Raw genomic sequence first — 25063 nt, 5'->3', positions numbered from 1 at the left:
GCTCAGCGCGCCACGGCTGCCTGCACCCGAGCCAGGTAGTCGTGGATCTGCGCCACCACCGCCGCGCCCTCACCCACCGCCGCGGCGACCCGCTTGGTCGACCCCGCCCGCACATCGCCGATGGCAAACACGCCCGGCACGCTGGTCTGCAGCGGATACGGCACCGCCGACGCGCAGCCAAGCTCGCCGCCGCCGGTGCGCACGAAGCCCTTGTCATCGACCTCGACGTTGCAGGTGCGCAGCCACGAGGCATTGGGATCGGCGCCGATGAACAGGAACAGGTGCCGCACGTCCATCGTGACCGGGGCCGGGCTTTCCGCCCGGCATTCGTAGCGCACCGAACTGAGCCACCCTTCCCCCGCCAGCGCGCTGATCTGCGCGTGCGTGTGCAGCGTGATATTGGGCAGCGAACCGATGCGGTCGATCAGGTAGCGCGACATGGTGGCGGCCAGCCCCGGCCCGCGCACCAGCATATGCACGTGTGCCGCGTGCGAGGCCAGGTAGACCGCTGCCTGCCCGGCCGAATTGCCGCCGCCCACCAGCATCGCCGGCTCGTTCTTGCACAGCTTGGCCTCCACCGGCGAAGCCCAGTAGTACACGCCGCGACCTTCAAAGTGCTCCAGCGCGGCGATGTCCGGGCGCCGGTACTGCGCGCCGGTGGCAATCACCACGGTGTGGGTCGGAATCATGCGGCCATCGGCCAGCTCCAGCCGGATCGGGTCCGCGCCGCAATGCAATGCCTTGACCTCCAGCGGGATGGCGATATGCGCGCCAAACTTCAGCGCCTGCACGAACGCGCGCCCGGCCAGCGCCTGCCCGGAGATGCCGGTGGGAAAGCCAAGATAGTTCTCGATCCGGGCACTCGCGCCCGCCTGCCCGCCCGGCGAGCGGCAATCGATCACCGCCACCGACAAGCCTTCGGACGCGGCATACACGGCCGTGGCCAGCCCGGCCGGCCCGGCGCCGACCACCACCACGTCATAGACATGGGCCGGATCGAACTCCGGCAACAGCCCCAGGCACGAAGCCAGCTGCCCTTCGTCCGGCGCGCGCAGCACGCGGCCGTCGGCGCAGATCACCAGCGGGAAGTCGCTGGCGGGCGCGTTGGCATAATCGAGCAGCAATGAGCAGTCACGTTCCGCGTCGATATCGATGACCGTATGCGGGTAGCCGTTGCGCCGCAGGAAGGCCTGCAGTGCCACCAGTTGCGGCTCGGTACCGTGGCCGACCAGCACCGGCCCGCTGCCGAATTCGATCAGCCCCACGCGGCGCAGGATCAGCGCGCGCATGATGCGCTCGCCCAGTTCGGCCTCGGCCACCAGCAGGGCACGCAGCCGCTCGGGTGTGATTGAATAGCCCTGGGTATCGGTCACTGCCACGCCGTCGACCAGCGCCGGGCGGCCGCTGAGCGTGCCGACCTCGGCCAGGAAGTGGCCGGGTCCCTGCTCGGTGATCTGGTGTTCGCGGCCCAGGCCGTCGCGCCGCATCAGGCGCACGCGGCCGCTGCCGATCAGGTACATGCCCCGGCCCGTCTCGCCGATGGCAAAGAGCTTCTCGCCCGCGCGCCAGCTCTGTGGCGTGCCAAAGCGCCGCACGCGCGCCATGTCGTCGGCGCTGAGTTGCGGGAACATCTGGTGCCAGCGTGACTCAAGCGTGGAATACGGCGCTTCCAGGCCGCCACCAGCTTCCGGGCCGGTGTCCTCATCCGGTGCCATTGCCTCCGACTGCGAAATCGCCATGCTCCCTCCCCGTCTGGACCCGCGCCTGCCCTGGCGCATCTTCCCGGTTGCCGCCGCGCGGCCTATCGATAGTAGACCGCGGCGCGCAGAATGCGAGGATCGCACGGCGCAGTTGCGGATTGCGCCGGCTTGGGATTGAATGAGCGCCTCGGCGTGTCGGCATTCGCCGTCACCTTCAGCAAAAAACCAGTCTTGATGCAATCCAACCATGATTCCGACGCCAGCCAGACTGGCGACCGTCCCGCCCGTCCGGCATTGCGCCCCCTGACGCCTGTCGAAGGCCGCGTGCTCGGCGTGCTGGTCGAAAAACAGCACACCGTGCCCGATACCTACCCGCTGTCGCTCAATGCGCTGGTCTCGGGCTGCAACCAGAAGACCGCCCGCGCCCCGGTGATGAACGTCAGCGAGGCCGAGATCCTTGAAGCCATCGACGGCCTCAAGGGCCTGAGCCTGGTCTTTGAAGGCAGCAGCAGCCGCGTGCCGCGCTTCGAACACAATATGCAGCGCGTGCTAGCCGTGCCCAGCCAGTCCGTCGCGCTGCTGGCGCTGCTGCTGCTGCGCGGCCCGCAGACCGCAGCGGAGCTGCGCCTGAATACCGCGCGCCTGCACGGCTTTGCCGATATCTCGTCGGTCGAGGCCTTCCTTGACGAACTGGCCAGCCATGCGCCGCCCTTTGTCGTCCGGCTGCCGCGCGCGCCGGGCGCACGCGAAAATCGCTGGATGCACCTGCTGAGCGGCGAAGTGAGCGCCGCAGCGGATGCCGACGATGCCGAACGCACCACCGGCGGCGCCACCGCCTCGCCGGGCGAGCTCGAACAGCTGCGCGCCGAGCAGCAGGCCCTGACCGAGAAGGTGGCGAAGCTGCAAAGCCTGGTCGAACACATGGCCGGGCAACTTGGCATCCCCGTCGACGAGTTTCTCGACTGACACCCCGCCTGCGCCATACCTGACGGTACCGAACACCCCGCTGCCAGACAGCATTGGTGGTTGGTGGATATTGTAGGCGGTTAATTGCGTTATTAGCTTGCGAAGGCGGAGCCACAGACTCAGACCGTAGCGCGGCAGACGACTTGCCGTTCGACCTGCCCGATGGCCCGGATGTCGCCTATGCTTTGCTCAGGACCGCAGACTGGACAGGGAGACCGGCGCAGACATGGACAAGACAGCCTTCGTATTTGCCGGCGGCGGCAGCCTGGGTGCGATCCAGGTCGGCATGCTGCGCGAACTGGTGGCGTGGGGCGTGATGCCCGATATCGTGATCGGCGCCTCGGCCGGCGCCATCAACGGCGCCTACTTTGCCTGCAATCCGGGCGTGGCCGGCGCCGGCCGGCTTGACGCGCTGTGGCGCGGCATCCGGCGTTCGGACATCCTGCCGTGGAGCTGGCGCAGCGTCTGGAGCATGTTCGGCGGCAACCGCGGCCACCTGGTCGAGGCGGCCGGGCTGCGCGCGCTGCTGGCGCAGCACTTCGGGCCGCGGCGGCTGGAGGCAGCGGAACTGCAGCTGCATGTGGTGGCGACCGACATGCAAAGCGGCGACGAGGTCTTGCTGTCCAGCGGCAGCATCGTCGACGCGGTGCTGGCCAGCGCGGCCATCCCCGGCGTGTTCCCGCCGGTACAGTTCGAGGGCCGCACGCTGATCGACGGCGGCGTGGCCAACAACACCCCGGTATCCACCGCGGTCGCACTGGGTGCCACGCGCGTGATCGTGCTTCCCGCGGGCTTCACCTGTGCTGAGCGCCGCCCGCCGCGCGGCGCGCTGGAGCATGCGTTCAACGCGCTCTCGCTGCTGGTGGCGCGCCAGCTCGTGCACGACCTGCAGCACTTCGCCGACCGCGCGCAGATCAGCGTGGTGCCACCGCTGTGCCCGCTCGACATCTCGCCCTACGACTACTCCAAATGCGGCGAACTGATCGACCGCGCCGCGGCCACCACCGCGCAGTGGCTGCAAGGCAAGGGGCTGGACAGCCAGCGCATACCTAGCGCGCTGGCGCCGCATTCGCACGACGAAGCGGCGCCTAGCTGCAGCGCCGACATCCCGGCGTCGGCGCCCCACTGAAGCGGCTGAGCACGGGTTGGAAGTACACGAACGGATTGTGCCGCGACGCATACTGGTTGCCCTTGTACCGGCCCTTGTCGACGCGGACCAAGGCCTGCCCACGCTGCCCGCGCGCCAGGCTGCCCTCTGGCCATTGCTACAATCCGACAGATGTCCACCCAAGCCGAACGCAGCGCCAGCACCCGCCAGTCCCTAATCGACGCCGCCGCGGCCTTGCTCATCGAGCAAGGCTATGCGGCCTTTTCAGAAGCGCGCGTGTGCGAGCTGGCCGGCAGCAGCCGCGGCTCCCTGCGGCACCATTTCCCCGAAGGCCGCTATGACCTGCTGCCAGCCATGCTCACCTGGCTGCTGGAGCGCGAGGCGGCGCGCCTGGCCGCGCTGGGCCCGCTCAGCCCTTCGCTGCGCCTGCACCTGATGCTGCATGTCCTGGCGACCCGCCCACAGCGGCATACCTCGCTGGCCATACTGGAGGTGTGGATGGCAACGCGTGGCGACGCGCGCCTGGCCACGGCCGTGCGTGCGCCGCTGGAGGCCGTGCCGCAGATGCTGTTCGGCCAGCCGCCGGACGCGCCGCCAGAGCCGGAATGGCTGGCGCTGCGCTGTTTCCTGCACGGCGCCACGCTGCACAGCTTTGCACCGGACTATGACGGCCAGGACTTGTCCGCAGCGGTGCGCTGGCTGATGGCGCGCCTGCCGGCCCCGGCCGGGCTGGACGCCTTGCTGGTGCGCATGCACGCGGACTGGTTGTGAAGCGCCGGATCAGGGCAGCCGCGCCAGCAACCGGTCGCCCAGCGTAGGCGGCAGCGCCAGGCGCCCTGCCTTGCCAGGCGCCGCGGCATCGAAGACCACGGCCTGGCCGTCCCAACTGAGCCGCACCGGCCCGCTGCTGTTGAAGGTGCGCTGGGCCAGCACGCGGTTGCGCTCCACGCCGTAGATGCGCAGCAACACCCGCTCCCGGCCCAGATAGCAGTATTCCGCTGCGTACCGCGCAGCAGCATCCAACGACGGCAGGTGCCGGCAGTTATGCGCGCCGGCCCGCTCCCAGGCGCCGTGGCCATAGGCAATGGCGGTCCAGATACCACCGAGCGCCAGCAGCCGCCCCGCGGTGACCCGTGCCAGCCGCTGCGCGCGGGCCTTGCGCCCGTCCGGGGTGGCCAACACGTGCGACACCACGCGATACACCGCCAACCCCAGCAGCAGCATCGTCACCGCCGCCAGGTGGAAATAGAACGCCGAATCCGGCATTGACGCCATGATCTGACCCATGCCCGCTCCCGGAAAATATCGTCAAACTACCGTCCCGCCGAAATTAAAATCTGGCGCCCGTGCCGTCATATAAATCCGCACCGCATTAATCGGCGCCATTAATTCCAGAATATTGAAAATCGCCGCCCTGATATATCCGAGCATAATCAACCGACCTCACCGGGCCAATCCGGTGTATTCCCGCACCGGACCTGCCGGCGACCGCCGCGGTCTTATTTTTCTGATGGCAGCGCCGCGAGCAGGATGAGCAGCCGCGCTACCGTAGGCGCCACGATCGCGGCCAGCGCAGCAGCGTTGGCGGAATCGCCGTCGCCGGCGGCGTGCTCCAGGCGCTGGGCGAAAGCACGCAAGCCGTGGCAGCCGACGTAGTGGGCAGATGCCTTGAGCCGGTGGGCGACGCTGCGCACCGTGTCGAGCGCACCGTCCGGAGGGCGGCCCGCGCCAGCGCCCGCCATGGTGCCATCCCTGGCTGATAGGCCTGTTGCCTCGCCCGAGGCACCTGCCCTGCAACCAGCCCCGCCACCGGCGATCCGCACGCCAGCGCCCCGCAGCGCCCCACCACCGCACGCAAGGCCACAGGCGCATTGGCAGGTGCTGGGGTGGACGACCGGACTGCTCTGCCTGCTGACGACATGCCTGCTGGCATGGATCTTCGTGCTGTATCGCGAGGTGCGCCGGCGCCGGGCCGCGGAGATTGCGCTGAAGGACAACATCGCGATCCAGTCGGCGCTGCTCGACGGCATTCCCCAGCCCGTCTACCTGCGCGATGCCTCGCTGCGGCTCATCACCTGCACGTCGACCTGACCGAACGCCACGACATGCTGGCCGAGCTGGCGCACGCCAAGACCGAAGCCGAGGCCGCCAACCGCGCCAAGTCCACCTTCCTGGCCTCGGTCAGCCATGAGATCCGCACCCCGATGAACGCCGTCACCGGCATGCTGGAGCTGACCCTGGCGCGCTGCCAGCTGGCCGAGCAGGAACGCCTGCAGCTGGTCACCGCGCACAAGTCGGCGCTGGGCCTGCAGGCGCTGATCGACGACATCCTGGACCTGTCCAAGATGGAGGCCGGCAAGTTCAGCATCCACCCGGCACCCGTTTCGCTGCCCGGGCTGGTCAAGGATACGCTGCTGATCTTCGGTCCGGTGGCGGCGCAGAAGGGCCTGCCACTGACCAGCGGCATCGGCGCCGCCGTCGCGCCACTGCACCAGGTCGATGCGCTGCGTTTCCGTCAGATCATGGCCAACCTGGTGTCCAACGCGGTGCGCTTCACCGACAGCGGCACGATCCATGTCAGGCTTGACGCGCTGGCGCCTCGCGACGGCGTGCAGCAGGTCATGCTGACCGTCTCCGACACCGGCATCGGGATTCCCGCCGACGCGCAGGCGCGGATGTTTGAACCCTTCGAACAGGTGCATGACCGCACCCGCCCCCATGCCGGCGGCACCGGGCTGGGGCTGGCAATCTGCCAGCGCCTGGCCAGCGCGATGGGAGGCCAGATCTCGCTGTCCAGCCAGCCGGGCCAGGGCACGCGCGTCATGGTGACGCTGCCGCTGACGCTTGCCGTCGCCACGGAACTGCCCGAGCCGTGCCGCCGCCCACGGCGGGCTGCGCACGGCGCCGGGTCAACGTCCTGGTGGTCGAGGACCATGCGCCCAACCGGTTGCTGCTGCAGCGCCAGCTGGAACACCTGGGCCACCGCGTAAGCACCGCCTGTGATGGCCGCGAAGCGCTGGCCAGGCAGGACCAGGCCAGCTTCGACGTGATCGGGTGCGACTGCGCCATGCCGGTCATGGACGCCTGGCATTCGCACGGGCGGTGCGCGCGCGCAAGGATGCCTGCGGCGGCGTGCCGGCGATCGGCTGCACGGCGAGCGCCGTCGCGGCGGACCACGCCGCGGCACTGGCGGCGGGCATGAATGCCGTGATCGTCAAGCCGGTTGGCCTGCAGGTGCTGGATGCGGCGGTGGCAAAAGCCTGCGCCAGTGGCTGCCGGGCGCGCAGGGTGGCCGTGCCAGTGCAGGCCAGCACGCCCGATCGCCAGGCCGGCACGCGTGACGAGGCCGCCCACTGCGGCGTCAAGCCCGGCTCGCGGTCCGTCATGGTGCGCATGTGTGCCGGGCGATGAACGTGCAGTGCGACCGCCTCGACCAGCCGGAAGACTAAGCCCGCTCAGGCCTCCAGCGGCACCGCGCTGGTGCACTTGATCTCGTCCAGGCACACGCTGGACTTCACGCCGCTGACACCCGGGATACGCATCAGCGTATCGAGCAGGAAGTCAGACAGCGACTTCAGGTCCTTGGCGACCACCTTCAGCACGTAGTCGATATCCCCGGTCACCGAGAAGCATTCCTGGATCTGTGCCAGCTCCGCCACCAGGCGCTTGAAGTTGGACAGGTCGCGGATATGCCCGCGCTCCATCGTCACATGGATAAAGGCCACCACGCCAAAGCCCAGCGCCGCCGCGTCCAGCCGCGCCTCGTAGCGCTTGACCAGCCCGGCCTCTTCCAGGCGGCGGTGGCGCCGCAAAGTCTGCGCCGGCGACAGCGCGATGGCCTCGGCCAGTTCCAGGTTGGAAGCCCGCCCCTGCTCCTGTAACACCCCCAGCAAGCGGCGATCGGTACGGTCCAGCTCGATCGATTGCACTTTGATTTCCTCATATCAGCGATTCACGCAATCAGATTTCATAATCTAGGGTTTCCCTGCCTGTTTTACGAAATCCAATTTTGCCGTCCGGAATATACACTGCATCCCAAGCAAGCGCACTACAGGCATGTCCTGTAAGAGGTTCCGCCGAGCCGACTGACACCGGCACGACCCCGCCGCCAAGTGCCGCCGCCACAATATTATTTCCCGCCCCTTTAGTGAGAAAGCCATGGCCGACCTGTTTGACAACCCGATGCAGCTGATGGGCTTCGAATTCGTGGAATTCGCCTCGCCCACCCCCAACGTGCTTGAGCCGCTGTTCGAGCAGATGGGCTTTACGCTGGTGGCAAAGCACCGCTCCAAGGACGTGGTGCTGTACCGCCAGGGCGAAGTGAACTTCATCGTCAACCGCGAGCCGCACAGCCACGCCGCCTACTTTGCCGCCGAACACGGCCCGAGCGCCTGCGGCATGGCTTTCCGCGTCAAGGATTCGCACAAGGCCTACGCCCGCGCGCTGGAACTGGGTGCACAGCCGGTGGAGATCCCGACCGGCCCGATGGAACTGCGCCTGCCCGCGATCAAGGGCATCGGCGGCGCGCCGCTGTACCTGATCGACCGTTTCGAGGAAGGCAAGTCGATCTATGACATCGACTTCGAATTCATCGAAGGCGTCGACCGCCACCCGGTCGGCCACGGCCTCAAGCTGATCGACCACCTGACCCACAACGTCTACCGTGGCCGCATGGCTTATTGGGCCAATTTCTACGAAAAGCTGTTCAACTTCCGCGAAATCCGCTACTTCGACATCCAGGGCGAATACACCGGCCTGACCTCCAAGGCGATGACCGCGCCGGATGGTAAAATCCGCATCCCGCTGAACGAGGAATCGTCCAAGGGCGCCGGGCAGATCGAAGAGTTCCTGATGGCCTTCAACGGCGAGGGTATCCAGCATATCGCCTTCCTGACCGACAACCTGATCGAGGTCATCGACCGCCTGCAACTGGCAGGCGTGCCGCTGATGACCGCGCCGAACGACTACTACTACGAAGCACTGGACAAGCGCCTGCCCGGCCACGGCCAGCCTGTGGAGCAACTGAAGTCGCGCGGCATCCTGCTGGACGGCACCACCGAAGGCGGCAAGCCTCGCCTGCTGCTGCAGATCTTCTCCAAGACCGCGCTCGGCCCGGTGTTCTTCGAGTTCATCCAGCGCCGCGGCGACGAAGGCTTCGGCGAAGGCAACTTCAAGGCCCTGTTCGAGTCGCTGGAACGCGACCAGATCGAACGCGGCACGCTCAAGGTCGAGGCCTGACCGGCATCGGCCTTCCCTGACCGGCAGCCCTTGACGGGCACAGCCGGGTCCGGAAACGCGCACACCACCTTCGCGGCAGTCACCCTGCCGCGCGGGTGGTGACGTCCCCCAGGCCCAAGCGTTCGACTCAATACAAGCCAGAAACGCGGGCCCGCATTCCATGAGAATGGGTAGAGGAAACAACTGAATGCATGCAAGCAGCAATGACGGCACGCTCAAGCGCGGCCTGAAGAACCGGCATATCCAGCTGATCGCGCTGGGTGGCGCCATCGGCACCGGCCTTTTCCTGGGCATCGCCCAGACCATTAAGATGGCGGGCCCCTCGGTCCTGCTGGGCTATGCGATCGCCGGCATCGTGGCGTTCTTCATCATGCGCCAGCTGGGCGAGATGGTGGTGGACGAGCCCGTTGCCGGCTCGTTCAGCTACTTCGCCGACAAATACTGCGGCCACTTCGCCGGCTTCCTGTCGGGCTGGAACTACTGGGTGCTGTACATCCTGGTGAGCATGGCCGAGCTTTCGGCCGTTGGCATCTACGTGCAGTACTGGTGGCCCGAGATCCCGACCTGGGTCTCGGCGCTGGCCTTCTTCGTGATCATCAACGCGATCAACCTGTCGAGCGTGAAATCCTTCGGCGAGATGGAGTTCTGGTTCTCGATCATCAAGGTCGCGGCCATCATCGGCATGATCGGCTTCGGCGGCTACCTGCTGGTGTCCGGCAATGCCGGCCCGCAAGCGAGCGTGGCCAACCTGTGGCAGCACGGCGGCTTCTTCCCCAACGGCATGGGCGGCCTGGTGATGGCCATGGCGGTGATCATGTTCTCGTTCGGCGGGCTGGAGCTGGTGGGCATCACCGCGGCCGAGGCGGATTCGCCCGAGAAGACCATCCCCAAGGCCACCAACCAGGTGATCTACCGCATCCTGATCTTCTACGTGGGCGCGCTGGCAGTGCTGCTGTCGCTGTACCCGTGGGAGAACGTGGTCACCGGCGGCAGCCCGTTCGTGCTGATCTTCCACGCGCTGAACAGCAACTGGGTGGCCAATGTGCTGAACGTGGTGGTGCTGACTGCGGCGCTGTCGGTCTACAACAGCGGCGTGTACTGCAACAGCCGCATGCTGTACGGCCTGGCCCAGCAAGGCAACGCCCCCAAGGCGCTGCTCAAGGTCAACCAGCGCGGCATTCCGCTGACGGCACTGGCGTTCTCGGCCGTGGCCACCGCGGCCTGCGTGGTGATCAACTACTTCATGCCCGGCAAGGCGTTTGAGATGCTGATGGGCCTGGTGGTGTCGGCGCTCATCATCAACTGGGCGATGATCAGCCTGATCCACCTGAAGTTCCGCGCCGACAAGCGCCGCGCGGGCCAGGCCACGAAGTTCCAGAGCTGGGGCTATCCGCTCACCAACTACCTGTGCCTGGTGTTCCTGGCCGGCATCCTGGTGGTGATGTACCTGACGCCTGGCCTGCGCCTCTCGGTCTACCTGATCCCGGTGTGGCTGGTGGTGCTCGGCGTGAGCTACCTGGTGCGCCAGAAAAACGCGGCCGCCGCGCTGCAAAGCGGCGTGGCCGCCCAGCAACTGCGCTGAGCGGCAAGGCGGCGCCTGCAGGCTGCGGGCGCCGCCGGTTAGAATTCAGGCTGCGCGACGCCCCCTGCGCCGCGGCAGCTGCCCCCCGACCCAATTCCATCGCACCCCATGTTTGCACACATCGAGGCATTTCCCGGCGATCCGATCCTCTCGCTCAACGAGGACTTCCAGCGCGACCCGCGTACCGACAAGGTCAACCTGAGCATCGGCATCTACTTTGACGACGAGGGCCGCCTGCCGGTGATGCAGGCCGTGGCCAAGGCCGAAGCCGCGCTGCTGGCCGACATGGGCCCGCGCCCCTACCTGCCGATGTCGGGCCTGGTGGCCTACCGCAACGCGGTGCAGGCGCTGGTGTTCGGCGAAGACTCGCCGGCGCGCGCCGCCGGCCGCATCGCCACGCTGCAGACGCTGGGCGGCTCGGGCGCGCTGCGCGTGGGCGCTGATTTCCTCAAGCGCTACTACCCGCAGGCGCAGGTGTGGATCAGCGATCCCAGCTGGGAAAACCACCGCGTGGTGTTCGAGCGCGCCGGCTTCACCGTCAATACCTACCCGTACTATGACGACGCCACCGGCGGCCTGAAGTTCGACGCGATGATGGACGCGCTGCGCGCCATCCCCGCGGGCAGCATCGTGCTGCTGCACGCCTGCTGCCACAACCCGACCGGCGTGGACCTGAACCAGGACCAGTGGCGCCAGCTGATCGCGCTGCTCAAGGCCAACCAGCTGCTGCCGTTTGTCGACATGGCCTACCAGGGCTTTGGCGCAGGCCTGGAAGACGACGCCTTCGCCATCCGCGAGCTGGTGGCGCAGGATGTGCCCTGTCTGGTGGCCAACTCGTTCTCGAAGAACTTCTCGCTGTACGGCGAGCGCTGCGGCGGCCTGAGCGTGTTCTGCAACACCGCCGGCGAAGCCGCCAACGTGCTGGGCCAGCTGACCGGCGCGGTGCGCGCCAACTACAGCAACCCGCCCACGCACGGCGCGCGCGTGGTGGCCAAGGTGCTGACCACGCCCGAGCTGCGCCAGCTGTGGGAAGAAGAACTGGCCCAGATGTGCAACCGCATCGCGCGCATGCGCGAGGCGATCCACCACAACCTGCGCGACCATGTCAGCGGCGAGGCCCTGTCGCGCTACCTGACCCAGCGCGGCATGTTCACCTACACCGGCCTCACCGCCGACCAGGCCGAGCGCCTGCGCGAGCAGCACGGCGTGTACCTGCTGCGCTCGGGCCGCATGTGCGTGGCCGGGCTGAACGAGCGCAATGTCGGCATCGTGGCCAAGGCCATCGGGAGTGTGCTGCAGGGCTAAACCTGACGGCAGACGGCATTACCAGGCGGCGCCTTCGGGCGCCGTTTTTTTTGCGGCGCATGGGACGCGCCAGCGTAATTTCTACAACAAACGCCGTGGAGTTTTTGACTTTCCAGCCACGGCTTCCCCTGGCTTTCCTCAGGCCATCGCCACGGCCATCCCCGGCACTGAACTTGCAGCCTTCCTGCATCCCAGGCGCCGTCCCCCACCGTGCCGGAGTCCCCACAGAAGGCCCGCAAATGTCCGAAGACAAGGCCCCCGCCCAGTGCAGCACCGCCCTGCCCCCCGGCGCCGCTGCCCGCCCGGTCACGCTGCATATCAACGGCAAGCCCTGCACGCTGCAGCTGGAGCCCCGCTGCACGCTGCTTGACGCGCTGCGCGAAGTGATCCACCTGACCGGCGCCAAGAAGGGCTGCGACCGCGGCCAGTGCGGCGCCTGCACGGTGCTGGTTGACGGGCGGCGCATCAACGCCTGCCTGACGCTGGCGGTGATGCAGGAAGGCCGCCAGATCACCACCATCGAAGGCCTGGCCAGCGGCGACACGCTGCATCCGATGCAGGCCGCCTTCATCGCGCACGACGCGCTGCAGTGCGGCTTCTGCACGCCCGGCCAGATCTGCTCTGCGGTGGGCATGCTGGCCGAGGCGCAGGCCGGTGAGGCGAGCGCGGTCCAGTCGCTGCGCCCGGCGGCCCTGCCGCTCAGCGACGATGAAATCCGCGAGCGCATGAGCGGCAACCTGTGCCGCTGCGGCGCCTACCCCAATATCGTTGCCGCGGTCCGCGAGGTCTGCAACCGGCACGGCAGCCGCTGAGGACCGGGCATGAATCCTTTTTCCTATGAACGGCCCGAGTCTGTCGACGACGCCATGCGCCTGGGCGGCCAGCCGGGGGCGCGCTATGTCGCCGGTGGCACCAACCTGCTCGACCTGGTCAAGGCCGGCGTGGAAGCGCCACGGCTGCTGGTAGATGTCAGCCGGCTGCCGCTGGCCCAGGTGGCAGCGCTGCCCGACCGCGGCCTGCGCATCGGCGCGATGGTCAGCAACACTGATGCGGCCAACCACCCACTGGTGCGCGAACGCTATCCGCTGCTGGCGCAAGCGCTGCTGGCGGGCGCCTGCGGGCAACTGCGCAATATGGCCACGGTGGGCGGCAACCTGCTGCAGCGCACGCGCTGCCACTACTTCTACGATCCCGGCTTCCCCGCCTGCAACAAGCGCAAGCCCGGCTCCGGCTGCGGCGCGCGCGATGGCATCAACCGCATCCACGCCATCCTGGGCGCAAGCGAGCAATGCATCGCCGTGCATCCGTCCGATATGTGCGTGGCACTGGCCGCGCTGGAAGCCGTGGTCGTGGTACGCGCCACCACCGGCGAGCGCCGCATCCCCATGGGCGACTTCCACCGGCTGCCTGGCGACACGCCGCAATGCGACACCATGCTGGCGCCGGGCGAGCTGATCGTCGCCATCGACCTGCCGCCTTCGCCCTATGCCGCCCATGCCCACTACCTGAAGGTGCGCGACCGCGCCAGCTTTGCCTTTGCGCTGGTCTCGGTGGCCGCGGCGCTGGAAATCGACAGCAACACCGTGCGCAGCGCCCGCCTGGCGCTGGGCGGCGTGGCGCACAAGCCGTGGCGCGTGCCGGCGGCGGAGCGGGCCCTGGCGGGCCGTCCGCTGAGCGCGCACAGCGCCGCCGAAGCCGCGCGGCTGCTGCTTGATGGCGCGCATCCCTATGCCCACAACGCTTTCAAGGTGGGACTGGCGCAACGTGCCGTGCTGCGCGCGCTGCAGGTCGCCAGCCGGCCGCAAGGAGCCTCAGCATGAGCGTAACCGGGGCCCCCCTCGACCGTGTCGACGGCATCCCAAAGGTCACCGGCCGCGCCCGCTATACCGCCGACCATCCGCTGCAGGGCCTGGCCCATGCGGTGATGGTGACCAGCACCATCCCCTGCGGCGAGATCACGTCGATGGACACCGCCGCCTGTGAGCGCATGCCAGGCGTGCGGCTGGTGATGACACCCTTCAATGCACCGCACCTGCCCAAGGGCGGAAAGGCCGCCGCGGACATTGCCACGGCCGGGCACGTCATGAGCCTGCTGCAGGACACCGCCATCCACTACAACAACCAGCCCATCGCCGTGGTCGTGGCCGACACCCTGGAGCAAGCGCGCGACGCCGCCCGCTGCCTGCCGGTGCAATACCGGCGCGCCGACGCCGTGCTGGACTTTGCGCAGGCCCGCACACAGGCACGCAAACCCGACGAGGACGAGGACGGATCGGCCGACAGCCATCGCGGCGATCCTGACGCCGGCCTGCGCAGCGCCGCCGCCGTGGTCGACACGGTCTACACCACGCCGATGGAAAACCATAACCCGATGGAGCCGCACGCCACCATCGCCGTCTGGGACGGCGGCGAGTTGACGCTGTACGACGCGACGCAATACGTCACCGGCGTCCGCAAGGTCGCATCGGCCACGTTCGGCATTCCCATGGAGAAGGTTCGCGTGATCTGCCCATACGTAGGCGGCGGTTTCGGCTGCAAGGGCTCGGTATGGTCCCACGTGATGCTGGCCGCGATGGCGGCGCGGCAGGCGGGCTGCCCGGTGAAGCTGGTGGTGGACCGGACGCAGATGTTCGGCACCGTAGGCGCGCGGCCCCTGACTGAGCAGCATCTGGTCGCTGCCGCGGCACAGGACGGCGCGCTGAGCGCAATCCGCCACGATGTGACCGCCGGCACCTCGATGATCGAAGACTGGCTTGAATCCGCGGCGCTGATCACGCGCCGGCTCTATGCCTGCCCCAACCTGCAGACCAGCCAGCGGCTGGTCAAGCTGAACATCGGCACCCCCACTTTCATGCGGGCGCCGGGCGAAGCCACTGGCAGCTTTGCGCTGGAATGCGCGCTGGACGAGCTGGCGGAACAGCTCGGCATCGACCCGGTCGCGCTGCGCCTGCGCAACCACGCCGATACCGACCCTGAGAAGCAGTTGCCGTTTTCCAGCAAATCGCTGCGTGAATGTTATCGGGAGGCCGCCGAGCGCTTCGACTGGGCGCGCCGCAACCCCGAACCGCGTTCGATGCACGCCAACGGCAAGCTGGTGGGCCTGGGCATGGCCACCGCGACCTATCCCACCTATCGTTCGGGCGCCAGCGCGATGGTGCGCCTGCTGCCGGACGGCACCGCACTGGTACGCTCCGGCTCGCAAGACCTCGGCACGGGCACCTATACGGTCATGACGCAGGTCGCAGCCGACGCACTGGGGCTGCCGCCCGAGCGCGTGCGCTTTGAACTGGGCGACACGGCCTTCCCCGAGGCCCCGGTGTCGGGGGGCTCGCAGTCGGTCGCCAGCGTCGCGCCTGCCGTGCAGCAAGCAGCCGCGGCCGCGCGCGGGCAACTGATCCGGCAAGCCGTGGCGGACCCGGCCTCGCCGCTGTCGGGCGTGCCGGCGAAAGACGTGGAGATTGCCGACGGCTGGCTGCAACGCCGCTCCGATCCGACGCAGCGCGAACCCGTGTCCGCGCCGATCACCCGCGCAGGTGGCCACGCGATCGAAGCGCGGGCCAGCGCCAAGCCCGGCAAGGAGCGGAAGCAATACGCAATGCACGCCTTTGGCGCGGTCTTTGCAGAGGTCCATGTCGATCCAGACCTGGGCGAGATCCGCGTCCGCCGCATCGTCGCCAGCTACGGCGTGGGCCGGCTGCTGAACCGCAAGACCGCGCACAGCCAGCTCAAGGGCGGCATTATCTGGGGCATCGGCATGGCGCTGCATGAGAAGACCGAGCTGGATCCCGTCACCGGGCGCGTGGCCAATGCCAACCTGGCCGAGTACCACGTGCCGGTCAATGCCGACGTCGGCACCATCGACGTGACAGTGGTGGACGAGGACGATCCACATATCAACGCGCTGGGCACCAAGGGCATCGGCGAGATCGGCATCGTCGGCGTGGCCGCGGCCATCGCCAATGCCGTGTACCATGCCACCGGCCGGCGCGTACGGGACCTGCCGATTACGCTGGACAAGCTGCTGGACTGAGACCCGCCCAGGCCCCGGGTGGTTGCGCTGGCCGCCATCCAATGGAAAGATGTGGCCCACGGGCCCCGCGCCCGCAACCTGACTGCCCGCCTGGCGGGCTTGGAGGCTGCCGTGACCGAGCTCTACCCCAAGCGTCCGTCCTCGTGCATTGCCCTGCTGCTGGCCGCCGGCGCCGTCCTGGCCCCGGGCCTGGCCAGCGCCCAGACCCCGGCACCGCTGGCGGAATGGCAGTTCTCCGCCGGCATTCCGCTCCAGAAGCTGTTTGAAGACACCGTCCCCGACTGGCAAGTCCGGCTCGGCGCCGCGGCCATGGTGCGGCCGCGCTACGACGGCTCGTCGGAATACATCGTCATCGGCGGGCCCAGCATCGATATCCGCTACCGCGACCTGGCCTTTGCTTCGATCGGCGAAGGACTGGGCGTGAACCTGCTGCGGGGCAAGAACTGGCGCGCGGGGATCGCGCTGACCTACAACCTTGGACGGCGCGCAAAGGAGGATTCGCCGCACCTGGACGGCATGGGCAATATCAACCCGGCGCCGGAAGGCAAGCTGTTCGCGGAATACGCGGTCTCGAAGGAATTCCCGCTGGTGCTGCGCATCGACGCGCGCCGCAGCCTGGGCGGCAGCGACGGCTGGGTCGGCGATATCGGCGCCTATATGCCGCTGCCGGGCAGCTCCGAAAAATTCTTCTGGTTTGCCGGCCCCACCGTGACGCTGGCCGACTCGCGCTATATGAACGCCTGGTACGGCGTCAGCGACTCGCAGGCCCGCGCCGGGCGGCCCGCCTACCATGCGCGCGGCGGCATCAAGTCCTACGGCTTCGGCGTCAGCGCGGTGTGGTATTTCAACAAGCACTGGTTTGCCACCAGCGACATCGCGATCTCGCAGCTGGCCGGCGATGCGGCGGACAGCCCGATCACGCGCAAGTCGACCAACGGGGTCTTCGACCTGTCGATCAACTACGAATTCTGAGCCGGATCGTCAGCCGCGCCGTGCGGCTATCGCACAGTGGATGGCTGGCGTCCGCGATTTGGACGGTATTGCCCCGGAACCTCAATACTGCGTCCCGCATAATTGGCCGACCGGAATATCCGGCCGCAGCATCCCCGCCAGGGGATAGTCGAAGAAGCCAAGGAAGGAGATGTAGTTGAAGTCCAGCATCAAGCATCGCGTATCGCGCAGCGCGCGTTTAGCCGCCATGGCCATTGCCGGCCTGGCCGCCGCCCACACCGCCCCCACTGCCCTCGCCGCCGAAGCGTGGCCGGCCAAGCCGATCAAGGTAATCGTGCCTTACACGCCTGGCGGCTCCACCGACACCGTCTCGCGCGTCGTGTTCGAAAGAGTCTCGCAGCGGCTGGGCCAGCCGATCATCATCGAGAACAAACCCGGCGCCAACAGCACCCTGGGCGTCGGCGTGGCCGCGCGCTCGGCGCCGGACGGCTACACCTTCGTGTCGGTGCTGGCCGCCTACAGCGCGAACATGTCGCTGTATTCCAAGCTCAGCTACAAGCCCACGGACCTGGTGCCGGTGGCGGAAATGGCCGAGCTGCCGCTGTTCCTGTTCTCCAGCAAGAAGCTGCCGGTCAAGACCGTCGCCGAACTGGTCGACTACGGCAAGAAGCACCCCGACACGCTGACCTTCGGTTCCAGCGGCGTCGGCAGCTCCGCGCACCTGACGGGCGAGCGCCTGGCGATGGAATCGAAGCTCAAGCTGACCCACGTGCCGTACAACGGCAGCGCGCCGATCCTGCCCGCGCTAGTGTCCGGCGAAGTCTCCGTGGCCTTCGACCCGCTGCTGGTGCCGATGCCGCATGTGAAGTCGGGCAAGATCAATGTGCTGGCCGTGGCCTCCGCCAAGCGCTGGCCCGGCGAGCCCAACATCCCGACCATGGAAGAAGCAGGTTTCCCCGGCTTCGTGATGAGTTCGTGGACCGGGCTGATGGCGCCGGCTGGCACGCCGCAACCGATCGTGGCCCGCATGGCCAAGGAAATCGCCGCGGCCACGCGCAGCCCGGAGGTCACGAAGAAGCTGACCGACCTGGGATTTGTGCCGGTAGGCGGTACGCCTGAGGAGTTCCGCAAGCTGATCGAGCGCGATACTACGCGCTATGCGGAGATTGTTAAGGCGGGGAAGATTACGCTGGATTGAGGTTGCAGACCGCAATACATGCCCGGGTATAAACGTGGCGAGCTACCAGGCTCGCCATGTTTTTTTTGGATGGCGACTTCCGAGGTAAATGAAGGTCTCTTGTCGACTGAAAAGGAACGCTGCTTCGCTGGTTAATACTCAATAGGCTCTCGTGAACCCGCCATCGTGCAGCAGGTTCACGCCAGTCATGTGATCGGAGAAGGGGGATAACAAGACTTCGACCGCCAGGGCGACCTCCTCAGGCCTTCCATACTTTCGCAAGGGGATGTTCAATGTTTCCTCGGCTAACCGTTCAGAGAAGGTCACGCCAGCCTTGGTGGCGCGCAGGTCGATCGATGCCACATAGTCTGGGGTCAGGGTGCCACCGAGGGAGAGGGTATTGACGTGAATTCCTCGTTCGCCCATCGCGAAAGCGAGCGTCTTGGCCTGAGCCAGCCAGGCACAACGCAGGACATTGCTGGTGGCGTAGTTTCCAAGGGCTTGCACTGAGGTGATGGCAGAAATGATGACAATTTTTGCCCCGCGTCCTTGGGAAGGATCTGGCCGCATTGTGGAGATCGCGCTCTTAAGGAGTTCGAGGGGGCCGATAAAGTTGCTCTGGAACAATTGTCGCCACATGTCCGCCGGAGGCTGGCAATCGCCGGTGGGCCGCATTTGCGGGGGCATCAATACGACGCCGTCGAGAACGGTTCCGTCCGTCGCAAGCTCATGGGAAAAAGATGCGATAGAGGCATCACTGGACATGTCGACGGAGATCCAGCGATGTGACGGGAGGCCCGGCCTGTCCAGCGCCGCGCAAGCGGCTTGCAGCTTGCTAATGTCGCGCGCGGCAAGAATCAGCGAATAGCCTGAGTTCGCCAGCCGTAAGCAGACGGCGCTCCCGATGCCTCCGGTAGCACCCGTCACCAGGACTACCTTGCTTGTCTCGGACATGTCGCTCTCCTTCGGTAGCCTGGTGACAGGCTTGCCATGCCCACGCAGCACGCCAGACAGGCCGATTGGCAGACATTCTGCAGGACATTCCGAACTGGACGGGCACGCCCGTCCCCGCCTGTGTCCGTTAGTTATAGTGGACGCGGCGTGTCGCCGGCGGAAGTAACTCCAACCGAGCTGTCAGCTGCCCTTCCGGATACTGGAGGCATGCAATGCCCTGACGTCTTTCCTACGGCTGCGAATCCGGCCCGCGGCGCAGACTGACCGCCTCGCTAAGCATGTCCAGCACCGCCACCGAGTCGTCCCACCCGATGCAGGCGTCGGTGATGCTCTGCCCGTATGACAACGCGGAAGGACTGTGCACGCCCGGGGTGAACTTCTGTGCGCCGGGGAACAGATGGCTTTCGACCATTACCCCGAAAATGGAGTCACTGCCGCCGCTTATCTGTTGCGCCACGTCCCGCGCGACATCGACCTGCCGCAGGTGTTGTTTGCTGCTGTTGGCGTGGCTGCAATCCACCATCAGCGAGTTGCCGAGCCCGGCCGCTTCCAGTTCCCTGCAGGCGGCCGCCACGGAATCCGCATCGTAGTTCGGGGCCTTGCCGCCACGGAGAATGACGTGGCAGTCCGGGTTGCCCTTGGTATGCACCGTCGCCACCTGCCCGTTCTTGTGCACGCCCAGGAAGTGATGTGGACGCGATGCGGCCTGGATAGCGTCGATGGCAATCCTGATGTTGCCGTCAGTGCCATTCTTGAAGCCAATCGGTGCTGAAATGCCCGAAGCCAGCTCGCGGTGCACCTGGCTCTCGGTGGTGCGGGCACCAATCGCGCCCCAGCAGATCAGGTCGCCTATGTACTGGGGCGAGATCACGTCCAGGAACTCGCCGGCCGCCGGCAACCCGAGGCGATTGATATCAACCAGCAGGCTGCGCGCGATGCGCAGGCCCTCGTCGATGCGATAGCTTTCGTCCAGATACGGGTCGTTGATCAGTCCTTTCCAGCCCACCGTGGTACGCGGCTTCTCGAAGTACACACGCATCACGATCTCCAGGGTCCCGGCGTAGCGCTGGCGCTGCTCCATCAGCCGCCGTGCGTACTCGAGTGCCGCCTGCGGGTCGTGGATCGAGCAAGGTCCCATGATCACAAGCAGCCGGCCATCCTTGCCATGCAGAATGCGCGAGATGCGCTGGCGCGTCTGGGTGACCAGGGATTCGACCGGCGTGCCCCGGATGGGGAAGAAACGGATCAGGTGTTCAGGCGGGGGCAGCGGAATGATGTCTTCGACGCGGGCGTCGTCAGTCACGCTGGTGCGGTCCGGCGGCGCCTGCCAACCCTCGGCAATGGTCAACGGAGATTTCTGTGGATCATTCATGGCTAGCTCCTGGAGAACTGGGACAGGAAGACCGCCGGCGGGTGCCAGTCAGGCGCAGCAGCGGAATCCGGAATATGTCGTTGCGATGCGGCAGGTAGCGACGGCGACGGCTCCTGAGGGACGGCCCAGGCGCGCTGGTGCGCGTCAGCAAACGCCGCATCCAGCCAGGACCTGGCTATTCTCACCCCCTCAGCCCTTATCGTCATGCATCCTCCCGAGGCCACTGTCGTGATTATCAGCCCGGCGCTGCGCAAAGCCAACCATGGCGATTGGCAAACCAGCCAATCAGCGGTCCCGGCTTTTGCGGGGGAACTACGATGTCAGGCCGCCCGCCGAATGCCCATCGCCGGGGCAAGACGGCAGCCGTGCGCGCCACGAAGCTTGGCTCGAAAGCCGTCTGTGTCGCGTGCTGCGATTTGGGGAAGATCAAGCCGTTGACGCCCGGGTCGGAGTGGATTATCGAATCGATCTCACGACATGCCAACCGAAGATCCGCACTTCCTTAAAATCGCGCTCGCCCACCGGACATGTCAAAGACAGCGCCTGCATTAAAGCGGCTGGCGTCCGAACATAGCCACGCTACCAGGTGCGCAGCCTCGGCCGGATCACCCAGGCGCCCGGCCGGGCTATCAGCAACCATGGCCGCCACCTCGTGGCTGCCGAGCGCGTGAATCATGTCGGTATCCATGGGCCCGGGTGCCACGCAATTAACATAGATGTTGCGCTTCACCAGTTCGCGGCCGATTGCTTTGGTTAGAACGACCACGCCGCCGCTGGCCGCGGAGTATGCAGCCAGCCCCGCCAGCCCCTCCTTGCCAGCCAGCGAGCCCATATTGATGATGCGGCCACCTCCCCAGCGCAACATGTGCGGCAACATCGCCTGCACGACGTACATGGTCCCTAGGAGATTCACGGCGATGATGCGATGCCATTGTGAGGCTTCGTGATTCTCGAATGGCTGCATTGGGCCAAGGTAGCCGGCAGCGTTGACCAGGATGTCGAAGCGATATCCCGCATCGACCAGTCGCGCCAGCGCCAGCCCCACCTGCCCGGCATCGGAGACATCGACGACCTCAGTGCTGGCACCTTCCATCTGGAACGGCACGATATCCCAAGCATGCACACGCGCACCACTGTCGATCAGTTGCGCAACGATCGCCCGACCGAGCCCCTTTGCACCGCCGGTCACCAGCGCTGCCTTCCCCGATAGATCATAGATATTTGACACGGCATCCCCAGCGCGCCATGGCTGCGTAGAAGCGGTAGCGCGCACGGCAGACGCCGCCCCCGCTTTATGACGCAGGCAATACCCTGAGCCTTGCCTCGTCGCGTCATCGGCGACAGGACTTGCCATGCAACCCACCCGCCGATCCCTACGGTACTAGCCCTCGTCGGGCATGCTCTGTTCGCTTCCAGACAAATACTTGCATGGTCGAAGGCGGCCACACAGACATGGTGTTCGCCGGCCGTCAGATGTCAGCGGAGTCCCTCTCGCGGTCGTCAATCTGCGCCACCGTGGGCGATGAAGCTCAATAACGGCCCAGACCGTGACCAGCTAGCTGCCAGTCGACGTGTAGTGGCGCAGCCCGATACGCCATGCGCCGATGGCCGCCAGGAGAAAAACGAAACCCGTCAACGGTGACACCAGCCCTGTCCAGGTCGGCGCACCGATCGGATCAGGCTTGCCCAATATCGCCAACGCAGGGTAGTAGGCGACGCAGGCCAGCGGCACAGCAAAGGTCAGCACGTACCGGAACCACCGCGCATACAAGGCCACCGGATATTGCGTCGCCTGTACGCCACCGTATGTGAGCACATTGGCGATCTCGAGGCTCTCGATGGTCCAGAAGGACAGCGTACCCTGCAACACGAGAATGCCAAGAAACAGCGCCACGCCGCCTGCGACCGCAAACAGGGCAATGGCGATTGATGCCGGTGTCCACGCGATGCCCACCTGCACCGTTGCAAAGGCCAACACCATCAGCGCTTGCAGCAATCGCCCCAGGCGGCTGATGCGGACGTCATGCCCCATTAATTGCAGAGCCAAAGGGCGGGGCCGCAATAGCAAGCGGTCGAATTCGCCGGTACGCAAAAAGGTCGTGCCCAGCACGTCGAATCCGCGCCCGATGGCATCGGCGATGGCGAACATGCAGTTCACCAACCCGTAGAACAGCGCCACTTCGCCGATTCGCCACCCCTGCACGTCGCCGAAGCGGTCGAACAGGGCCCAGACCGCGATCACCTCGATCCCGGTGGCAAGAAACTGACCCAGCGTGAGCATCAGCGCCGACGCGGGATAGCGCGCCTGGCTGCTCAGCGAGGCCATCGCAAGGCGGACGAACAATGCCAGCGAGCCCATGCGCCTCATCCGCCTTGCACGTAGAGCCGGCGCATCGTTCGGCTCATGGCCGCATGGCCGGCAGCGACCAGCAGCACGATCCACAGGCATTGAAGGCCCAATCCGGCGACCGCTTCCGCGCCGCCGAGTTGCCCGAAGTAGATGCGCGCCGGAATATCCATCACGCCAGCCAACGGTTGCATCAGCAGCACGGTTTGCCAGGCGTCGGGGAGCAGCGCCAGAGGCAGCAGGTTGCCTGAGAACACGACCACGACCGGCCCCGCCAGCGCATTGATGCCTCGTTCATTGAGCGCCGCAGCCGCCGCGATGTTGAGCAGCATCACAAGCGAGGTGGACAACAGCAGCGCAAACAGCATCGAGACGATGAAGCCCATGCCCGCTGCCGGCCCCGCGGGCGGCTGCAAGGCCCAGTCGCCAAACCCGGCCAATGGCAGCGCGATACCCGCAAACGCGGCCATCAACGCCATGCGCGGCAGCACGCGCGCCGCGATCCACCCGGCCGAGCGCGCAAACCACAGCGCATAGGCATCCACCGGCCGCAGCCTGTCGTAGGCCACCGCGCCGGTGCGCACCGCCTGCGCGACTTCCGGATCGCCCAACCACGGCAGCAGCGCGAGCAGGCCTTGAGCCAGCCATGTATAGGTGATGGCCTGTGCGAGCGACAGCGGCGCACTCGCCGCCGCGCTGCCGTAGAACGCCACCAGAATCATGACCTTGATACCACCCCACCAGCACTGCGTAAGGAAACCCGCGTAGGCCGCCACCCGGTACTGCAGCATCTGCAGGAACCGGCACCTGAACGCCGCGAGATGGGGACGCACGAGTTCGCGCGGCGCCATCATGGACTAGGCCTCGGCCGCGCCGTGCATCGCGTAGAAGCGCGCGATGACGGCCTCGATGGTCATGCCCTCGTCCTCCGCGTCCTCGGGGAGGCCCTCGTCCAGGCGGCGTGCAGCCACCACCTGCGACCGCAACGCCTCGACCGCGCAGTCGGCCAGCACGCGGCCGTGGCCAATGACGATCACCCGCCTGGCCAGCGCCTCGATGTCATGCATGTCGTGCGTGGTCAGCAGCACGGTAGTGCCGCGTTCCTGGTTGGCGCGCCGCACGAAGTCACGGACCGCGAGCTTGGAAGGCGCATCCAGCCCGATGGTGGGCTCGTCCAGGAACAGGATGTCGGGCTCATGCAGCAACGCCGCCGCGATCTCGGCGCGCATGCGCTGCCCCAGCGACAGCTGGCGCACAGGCTGGTCGAGCAGGCGTTCGAGATGCAACAGCGCGACCAGTTCGTCGCGCGTACGGGCAAAGCGCACCGGGTCGACCCGATAGATGTCGCGCAGCAGCGCGAATCCCTCACCGACCGGAAGATCCCACCAGAGCTGCGTGCGCTGCCCGAACACCACGCCGATGCGCGCCACATGCCGCTCGCGGTCATCGAACGGGACGCGTCCGTCGATTTCAACGCGGCCGCCGTCTGGCCGCAAGATGCCCGCAAGAATCTTGATGGTGGTCGATTTGCCCGCACCGTTCGGGCCAATGAAGCCCAGCAGTTCCCCGCGCTGCAGTTCGAACGACACCCCGGCCAGCGCATCGACCGTGCGATAGCGCGGCCGCACCAGCGCGCGCAACGCACCGAGCACGCCCGGGTCGCGCTCGTGGATGCGGTAGGTCTTTCGTAGATGACTGACGACGATCTGGGGCATGGCTGGGCACGATGAGGGCGGGGGATTTTACACGAAGTGCGGGCCGTGGCCTACCCCCCCTTTCCGATCTCGCGACCGCGGTGCGGCTGTGGGACTGCTTGCCTTGCCACGAAAATCTGTGGAGGAGTCCCGCTATCTAAGGTGAACGAAGGTCTCTTGTCGACCCAAAGCGGCCATTGACGTTCCTGTTCGAGGCAGCATGACACTTGCACGGCCGCGACTCATCACGCTATTTCTTCTTCGACACAATCGCCGCCAACTTTGGCCAACGCATTCAGCAACCCTGTTCGCAGCGTGATCAACGCAAGACTCTTTGCGTCGAGTTCGGCGAGTTTTGCTTGCAGGCACGCGACCTTTTGGTCAACGCCGAACGTCGGACTTTCCCATACATGGACAACGTCGCCAATTTCCGCCAGCGTGAAGCCCAACTCCTTCGCGTGGACGATCAGCCGTATCCGCTGTAACGAAAGTTCGGAATAGCGCTTGTAAGTGTTCGTCGCGTTAGGTTGTGTTGGTTTGTCCAGCAGACCCATACGTTCGTAGTAACGGACGGTGTCGCGCGATACACCCGCCCTCTTGCATAGCTCGCCGATGCGCATGCTGCCTCCAATCAATGTC

The 25063-nt window shown here is 66.5% G+C and carries 25 protein-coding genes and 1 pseudogene; 15 read left to right on the top strand and 11 right to left on the bottom strand.

Annotated elements, in window-relative coordinates:
* Positions 1-2 precede the first annotated feature (2 nt).
* The gene (locus tag KB879_RS10230; protein ID WP_013952724.1) at positions 3-1739 is read right to left on the bottom strand and encodes an FAD-dependent oxidoreductase; all 1737 of its coding nucleotides are present in this window, start codon (positions 1737-1739) and stop codon (positions 3-5) included.
* A gap of 195 nt (positions 1740-1934) precedes the next feature.
* On the opposite strand from KB879_RS10230, the gene KB879_RS10225 reads away from it, so the two are divergent.
* The 3 genes from KB879_RS10225 to KB879_RS10215 all read left to right on the top strand — a co-directional run bounded on the left by KB879_RS10225 (position 1935) and on the right by KB879_RS10215 (position 4545).
* On the top strand, positions 1935-2666 hold the full coding sequence (locus tag KB879_RS10225) for a YceH family protein (RefSeq protein ID WP_211981200.1): 732 nt from the start codon (positions 1935-1937) through the stop codon (positions 2664-2666).
* Between the two features lie 226 nt (positions 2667-2892).
* The gene (locus KB879_RS10220) at positions 2893-3795 is read left to right on the top strand and encodes a patatin-like phospholipase family protein (RefSeq protein ID WP_211981199.1); all 903 of its coding nucleotides are present in this window, start codon (positions 2893-2895) and stop codon (positions 3793-3795) included.
* 150 nt (positions 3796-3945) lie between these two features.
* Positions 3946-4545 carry a TetR/AcrR family transcriptional regulator gene (locus tag KB879_RS10215; RefSeq protein ID WP_211981198.1) on the top strand — a complete coding sequence of 200 codons (600 nt, stop codon included), beginning with the start codon at positions 3946-3948 and terminating at the stop codon, positions 4543-4545.
* A 9-nt stretch (positions 4546-4554) separates the two neighbouring features.
* On the opposite strand, the gene KB879_RS10210 is transcribed toward KB879_RS10215, so the two are convergent.
* Both KB879_RS10210 and KB879_RS10205 read right to left on the bottom strand, forming a co-directional pair.
* Positions 4555-5061 carry a hypothetical protein gene (locus KB879_RS10210; protein ID WP_211981197.1) on the bottom strand — a complete coding sequence of 169 codons (507 nt, stop codon included), beginning with the start codon at positions 5059-5061 and terminating at the stop codon, positions 4555-4557.
* 212 nt (positions 5062-5273) lie between these two features.
* A complete protein-coding gene (locus tag KB879_RS10205) occupies positions 5274-5516 on the bottom strand; it encodes an Hpt domain-containing protein (protein ID WP_228772383.1) in 243 nt (80 codons plus the stop codon).
* 136 nt (positions 5517-5652) lie between these two features.
* Here KB879_RS10205 and KB879_RS39310 point away from each other — a divergent pair, with 136 nt between their 5' ends.
* The 4 genes and pseudogenes from KB879_RS39310 to KB879_RS39295 all read left to right on the top strand — a co-directional run bounded on the left by KB879_RS39310 (position 5653) and on the right by KB879_RS39295 (position 7185).
* The gene (locus KB879_RS39310) at positions 5653-5865 is read left to right on the top strand and encodes a hypothetical protein (RefSeq protein ID WP_249221354.1); all 213 of its coding nucleotides are present in this window, start codon (positions 5653-5655) and stop codon (positions 5863-5865) included.
* A 14-nt stretch (positions 5866-5879) separates the two neighbouring features.
* Positions 5880-6764, top strand: coding sequence for a HAMP domain-containing sensor histidine kinase (locus tag KB879_RS39305; protein ID WP_249221277.1), 885 nt, complete (start codon positions 5880-5882; stop codon positions 6762-6764).
* Positions 6740-6796 (top strand): annotated as a pseudogene (locus KB879_RS39300) (hypothetical protein); the annotation flags it as partial. The gene KB879_RS39305 and the pseudogene KB879_RS39300, both read left to right, overlap by 25 nt.
* A 32-nt stretch (positions 6797-6828) precedes the next feature.
* Positions 6829-7185 (top strand): hypothetical protein, encoded by a 357-nt coding sequence (locus KB879_RS39295; protein WP_249221353.1) that lies wholly within the window; start codon positions 6829-6831, stop codon positions 7183-7185.
* 44 nt (positions 7186-7229) lie between these two features.
* On the opposite strand, the gene KB879_RS10195 is transcribed toward KB879_RS39295, so the two are convergent.
* Positions 7230-7703: an Lrp/AsnC family transcriptional regulator gene (locus KB879_RS10195; protein WP_010812428.1), complete on the bottom strand. Its 474-nt coding sequence runs from the start codon at positions 7701-7703 to the stop codon at positions 7230-7232.
* A gap of 229 nt (positions 7704-7932) precedes the next feature.
* Here KB879_RS10195 and hppD point away from each other — a divergent pair, with 229 nt between their 5' ends.
* The 8 genes from hppD to KB879_RS10155 all read left to right on the top strand — a co-directional run bounded on the left by hppD (position 7933) and on the right by KB879_RS10155 (position 18078).
* Entirely contained in the window at positions 7933-9012 is a 1080-nt protein-coding gene (hppD, locus tag KB879_RS10190) for a 4-hydroxyphenylpyruvate dioxygenase (protein WP_013952717.1), read from the top strand.
* Between the two features lie 187 nt (positions 9013-9199).
* Positions 9200-10594 carry an amino acid permease gene (locus KB879_RS10185; protein ID WP_013952716.1) on the top strand — a complete coding sequence of 465 codons (1395 nt, stop codon included), beginning with the start codon at positions 9200-9202 and terminating at the stop codon, positions 10592-10594.
* A gap of 108 nt (positions 10595-10702) precedes the next feature.
* Complete coding sequence (locus KB879_RS10180; RefSeq protein WP_013952715.1) at positions 10703-11899, top strand: amino acid aminotransferase; 1197 nt, start codon at positions 10703-10705, stop codon at positions 11897-11899.
* A 239-nt stretch (positions 11900-12138) separates the two neighbouring features.
* Positions 12139-12711 carry a 2Fe-2S iron-sulfur cluster-binding protein gene (locus KB879_RS10175; protein WP_211981195.1) on the top strand — a complete coding sequence of 191 codons (573 nt, stop codon included), beginning with the start codon at positions 12139-12141 and terminating at the stop codon, positions 12709-12711.
* A 9-nt stretch (positions 12712-12720) separates the two neighbouring features.
* Complete coding sequence (locus KB879_RS10170; RefSeq protein ID WP_211981193.1) at positions 12721-13719, top strand: xanthine dehydrogenase family protein subunit M; 999 nt, start codon at positions 12721-12723, stop codon at positions 13717-13719.
* Complete coding sequence (locus KB879_RS10165; protein ID WP_211981191.1) at positions 13716-15929, top strand: xanthine dehydrogenase family protein molybdopterin-binding subunit; 2214 nt, start codon at positions 13716-13718, stop codon at positions 15927-15929. The genes KB879_RS10170 and KB879_RS10165 overlap by 4 nt, the downstream gene beginning before the upstream one ends.
* 111 nt (positions 15930-16040) lie before the next feature.
* Positions 16041-16901: a MipA/OmpV family protein gene (locus KB879_RS10160; RefSeq protein WP_371827397.1), complete on the top strand. Its 861-nt coding sequence runs from the start codon at positions 16041-16043 to the stop codon at positions 16899-16901.
* 175 nt (positions 16902-17076) lie between these two features.
* Positions 17077-18078, top strand: coding sequence for a tripartite tricarboxylate transporter substrate binding protein (locus KB879_RS10155; protein ID WP_211981187.1), 1002 nt, complete (start codon positions 17077-17079; stop codon positions 18076-18078).
* Positions 18079-18216: 138 nt separating this feature from the next.
* Here KB879_RS10155 and KB879_RS10150 read toward each other — a convergent pair whose 3' ends face one another.
* The 7 genes from KB879_RS10150 to KB879_RS10120 all read right to left on the bottom strand — a co-directional run bounded on the left by KB879_RS10150 (position 18217) and on the right by KB879_RS10120 (position 25044).
* Positions 18217-19011, bottom strand: a complete 795-nt coding sequence (locus KB879_RS10150) for an SDR family oxidoreductase (protein ID WP_211981185.1) — start codon at positions 19009-19011, stop codon at positions 18217-18219.
* A gap of 229 nt (positions 19012-19240) precedes the next feature.
* Positions 19241-20383, bottom strand: coding sequence for a 3-deoxy-7-phosphoheptulonate synthase (locus KB879_RS10145; protein ID WP_249221276.1), 1143 nt, complete (start codon positions 20381-20383; stop codon positions 19241-19243).
* A 502-nt stretch (positions 20384-20885) separates the two neighbouring features.
* The gene (locus KB879_RS10140; protein ID WP_041228607.1) at positions 20886-21611 is read right to left on the bottom strand and encodes an SDR family NAD(P)-dependent oxidoreductase; all 726 of its coding nucleotides are present in this window, start codon (positions 21609-21611) and stop codon (positions 20886-20888) included.
* 327 nt (positions 21612-21938) lie between these two features.
* Positions 21939-22742 carry an ABC transporter permease gene (locus tag KB879_RS10135; RefSeq protein ID WP_211981183.1) on the bottom strand — a complete coding sequence of 268 codons (804 nt, stop codon included), beginning with the start codon at positions 22740-22742 and terminating at the stop codon, positions 21939-21941.
* A gap of 5 nt (positions 22743-22747) precedes the next feature.
* Positions 22748-23581 (bottom strand): ABC-2 family transporter protein, encoded by an 834-nt coding sequence (locus tag KB879_RS10130; RefSeq protein WP_211982165.1) that lies wholly within the window; start codon positions 23579-23581, stop codon positions 22748-22750.
* A 6-nt stretch (positions 23582-23587) separates the two neighbouring features.
* Positions 23588-24445, bottom strand: coding sequence for an ATP-binding cassette domain-containing protein (locus tag KB879_RS10125; protein ID WP_211981182.1), 858 nt, complete (start codon positions 24443-24445; stop codon positions 23588-23590).
* 224 nt (positions 24446-24669) lie between these two features.
* The gene (locus tag KB879_RS10120; RefSeq protein WP_018314485.1) at positions 24670-25044 is read right to left on the bottom strand and encodes a heavy metal-responsive transcriptional regulator; all 375 of its coding nucleotides are present in this window, start codon (positions 25042-25044) and stop codon (positions 24670-24672) included.
* Between the last annotated feature and the right edge of the window lie 19 nt (positions 25045-25063).

It is taken from the genome of Cupriavidus sp. KK10, from assembly GCF_018223725.1.
Taxonomy (GTDB): domain Bacteria; phylum Pseudomonadota; class Gammaproteobacteria; order Burkholderiales; family Burkholderiaceae; genus Cupriavidus; species Cupriavidus necator.
Note: the sequence above shows the minus strand (reverse complement) of the source record. Positions and strands in the feature narration are given on the sequence as shown.

Bases quoted from the DNA above. Each gene is read 5' to 3' on its own strand.
- KB879_RS10180 (WP_013952715.1), top strand. From the start codon at position 10,703: ATGTTTGCACACATCGAGGCATTTCCCGGCGATCCGATCCTCTCGCTC.
- KB879_RS10220 (WP_211981199.1), top strand. From the start codon at position 2,893: ATGGACAAGACAGCCTTCGTATTTGCCGGCGGCGGCAGCCTGGGTGCG.
- KB879_RS10150 (WP_211981185.1), bottom strand. From the start codon at position 19,011: ATGTCCGAGACAAGCAAGGTAGTCCTGGTGACGGGTGCTACCGGAGGC.
- KB879_RS10130 (WP_211982165.1), bottom strand. From the start codon at position 23,581: ATGGCGCCGCGCGAACTCGTGCGTCCCCATCTCGCGGCGTTCAGGTGC.
- KB879_RS10230 (WP_013952724.1), bottom strand. From the start codon at position 1,739: ATGGCGATTTCGCAGTCGGAGGCAATGGCACCGGATGAGGACACCGGC.
- KB879_RS10185 (WP_013952716.1), top strand. From the start codon at position 9,200: ATGCATGCAAGCAGCAATGACGGCACGCTCAAGCGCGGCCTGAAGAAC.
- KB879_RS10215 (WP_211981198.1), top strand. From the start codon at position 3,946: ATGTCCACCCAAGCCGAACGCAGCGCCAGCACCCGCCAGTCCCTAATC.
- KB879_RS10145 (WP_249221276.1), bottom strand. From the start codon at position 20,383: ATGAATGATCCACAGAAATCTCCGTTGACCATTGCCGAGGGTTGGCAG.
- KB879_RS10135 (WP_211981183.1), bottom strand. From the start codon at position 22,742: ATGGGCTCGCTGGCATTGTTCGTCCGCCTTGCGATGGCCTCGCTGAGC.
- KB879_RS10225 (WP_211981200.1), top strand. From the start codon at position 1,935: ATGCAATCCAACCATGATTCCGACGCCAGCCAGACTGGCGACCGTCCC.
- hppD (WP_013952717.1), top strand. From the start codon at position 7,933: ATGGCCGACCTGTTTGACAACCCGATGCAGCTGATGGGCTTCGAATTC.
- KB879_RS39305 (WP_249221277.1), top strand. From the start codon at position 5,880: ATGCTGGCCGAGCTGGCGCACGCCAAGACCGAAGCCGAGGCCGCCAAC.
- KB879_RS10170 (WP_211981193.1), top strand. From the start codon at position 12,721: ATGAATCCTTTTTCCTATGAACGGCCCGAGTCTGTCGACGACGCCATG.
- KB879_RS10120 (WP_018314485.1), bottom strand. From the start codon at position 25,044: ATGCGCATCGGCGAGCTATGCAAGAGGGCGGGTGTATCGCGCGACACC.
- KB879_RS10210 (WP_211981197.1), bottom strand. From the start codon at position 5,061: ATGGGTCAGATCATGGCGTCAATGCCGGATTCGGCGTTCTATTTCCAC.
- KB879_RS10125 (WP_211981182.1), bottom strand. From the start codon at position 24,445: ATGCCCCAGATCGTCGTCAGTCATCTACGAAAGACCTACCGCATCCAC.
- KB879_RS10175 (WP_211981195.1), top strand. From the start codon at position 12,139: ATGTCCGAAGACAAGGCCCCCGCCCAGTGCAGCACCGCCCTGCCCCCC.
- KB879_RS10165 (WP_211981191.1), top strand. From the start codon at position 13,716: ATGAGCGTAACCGGGGCCCCCCTCGACCGTGTCGACGGCATCCCAAAG.
- KB879_RS10205 (WP_228772383.1), bottom strand. From the start codon at position 5,516: ATGGCGGGCGCTGGCGCGGGCCGCCCTCCGGACGGTGCGCTCGACACG.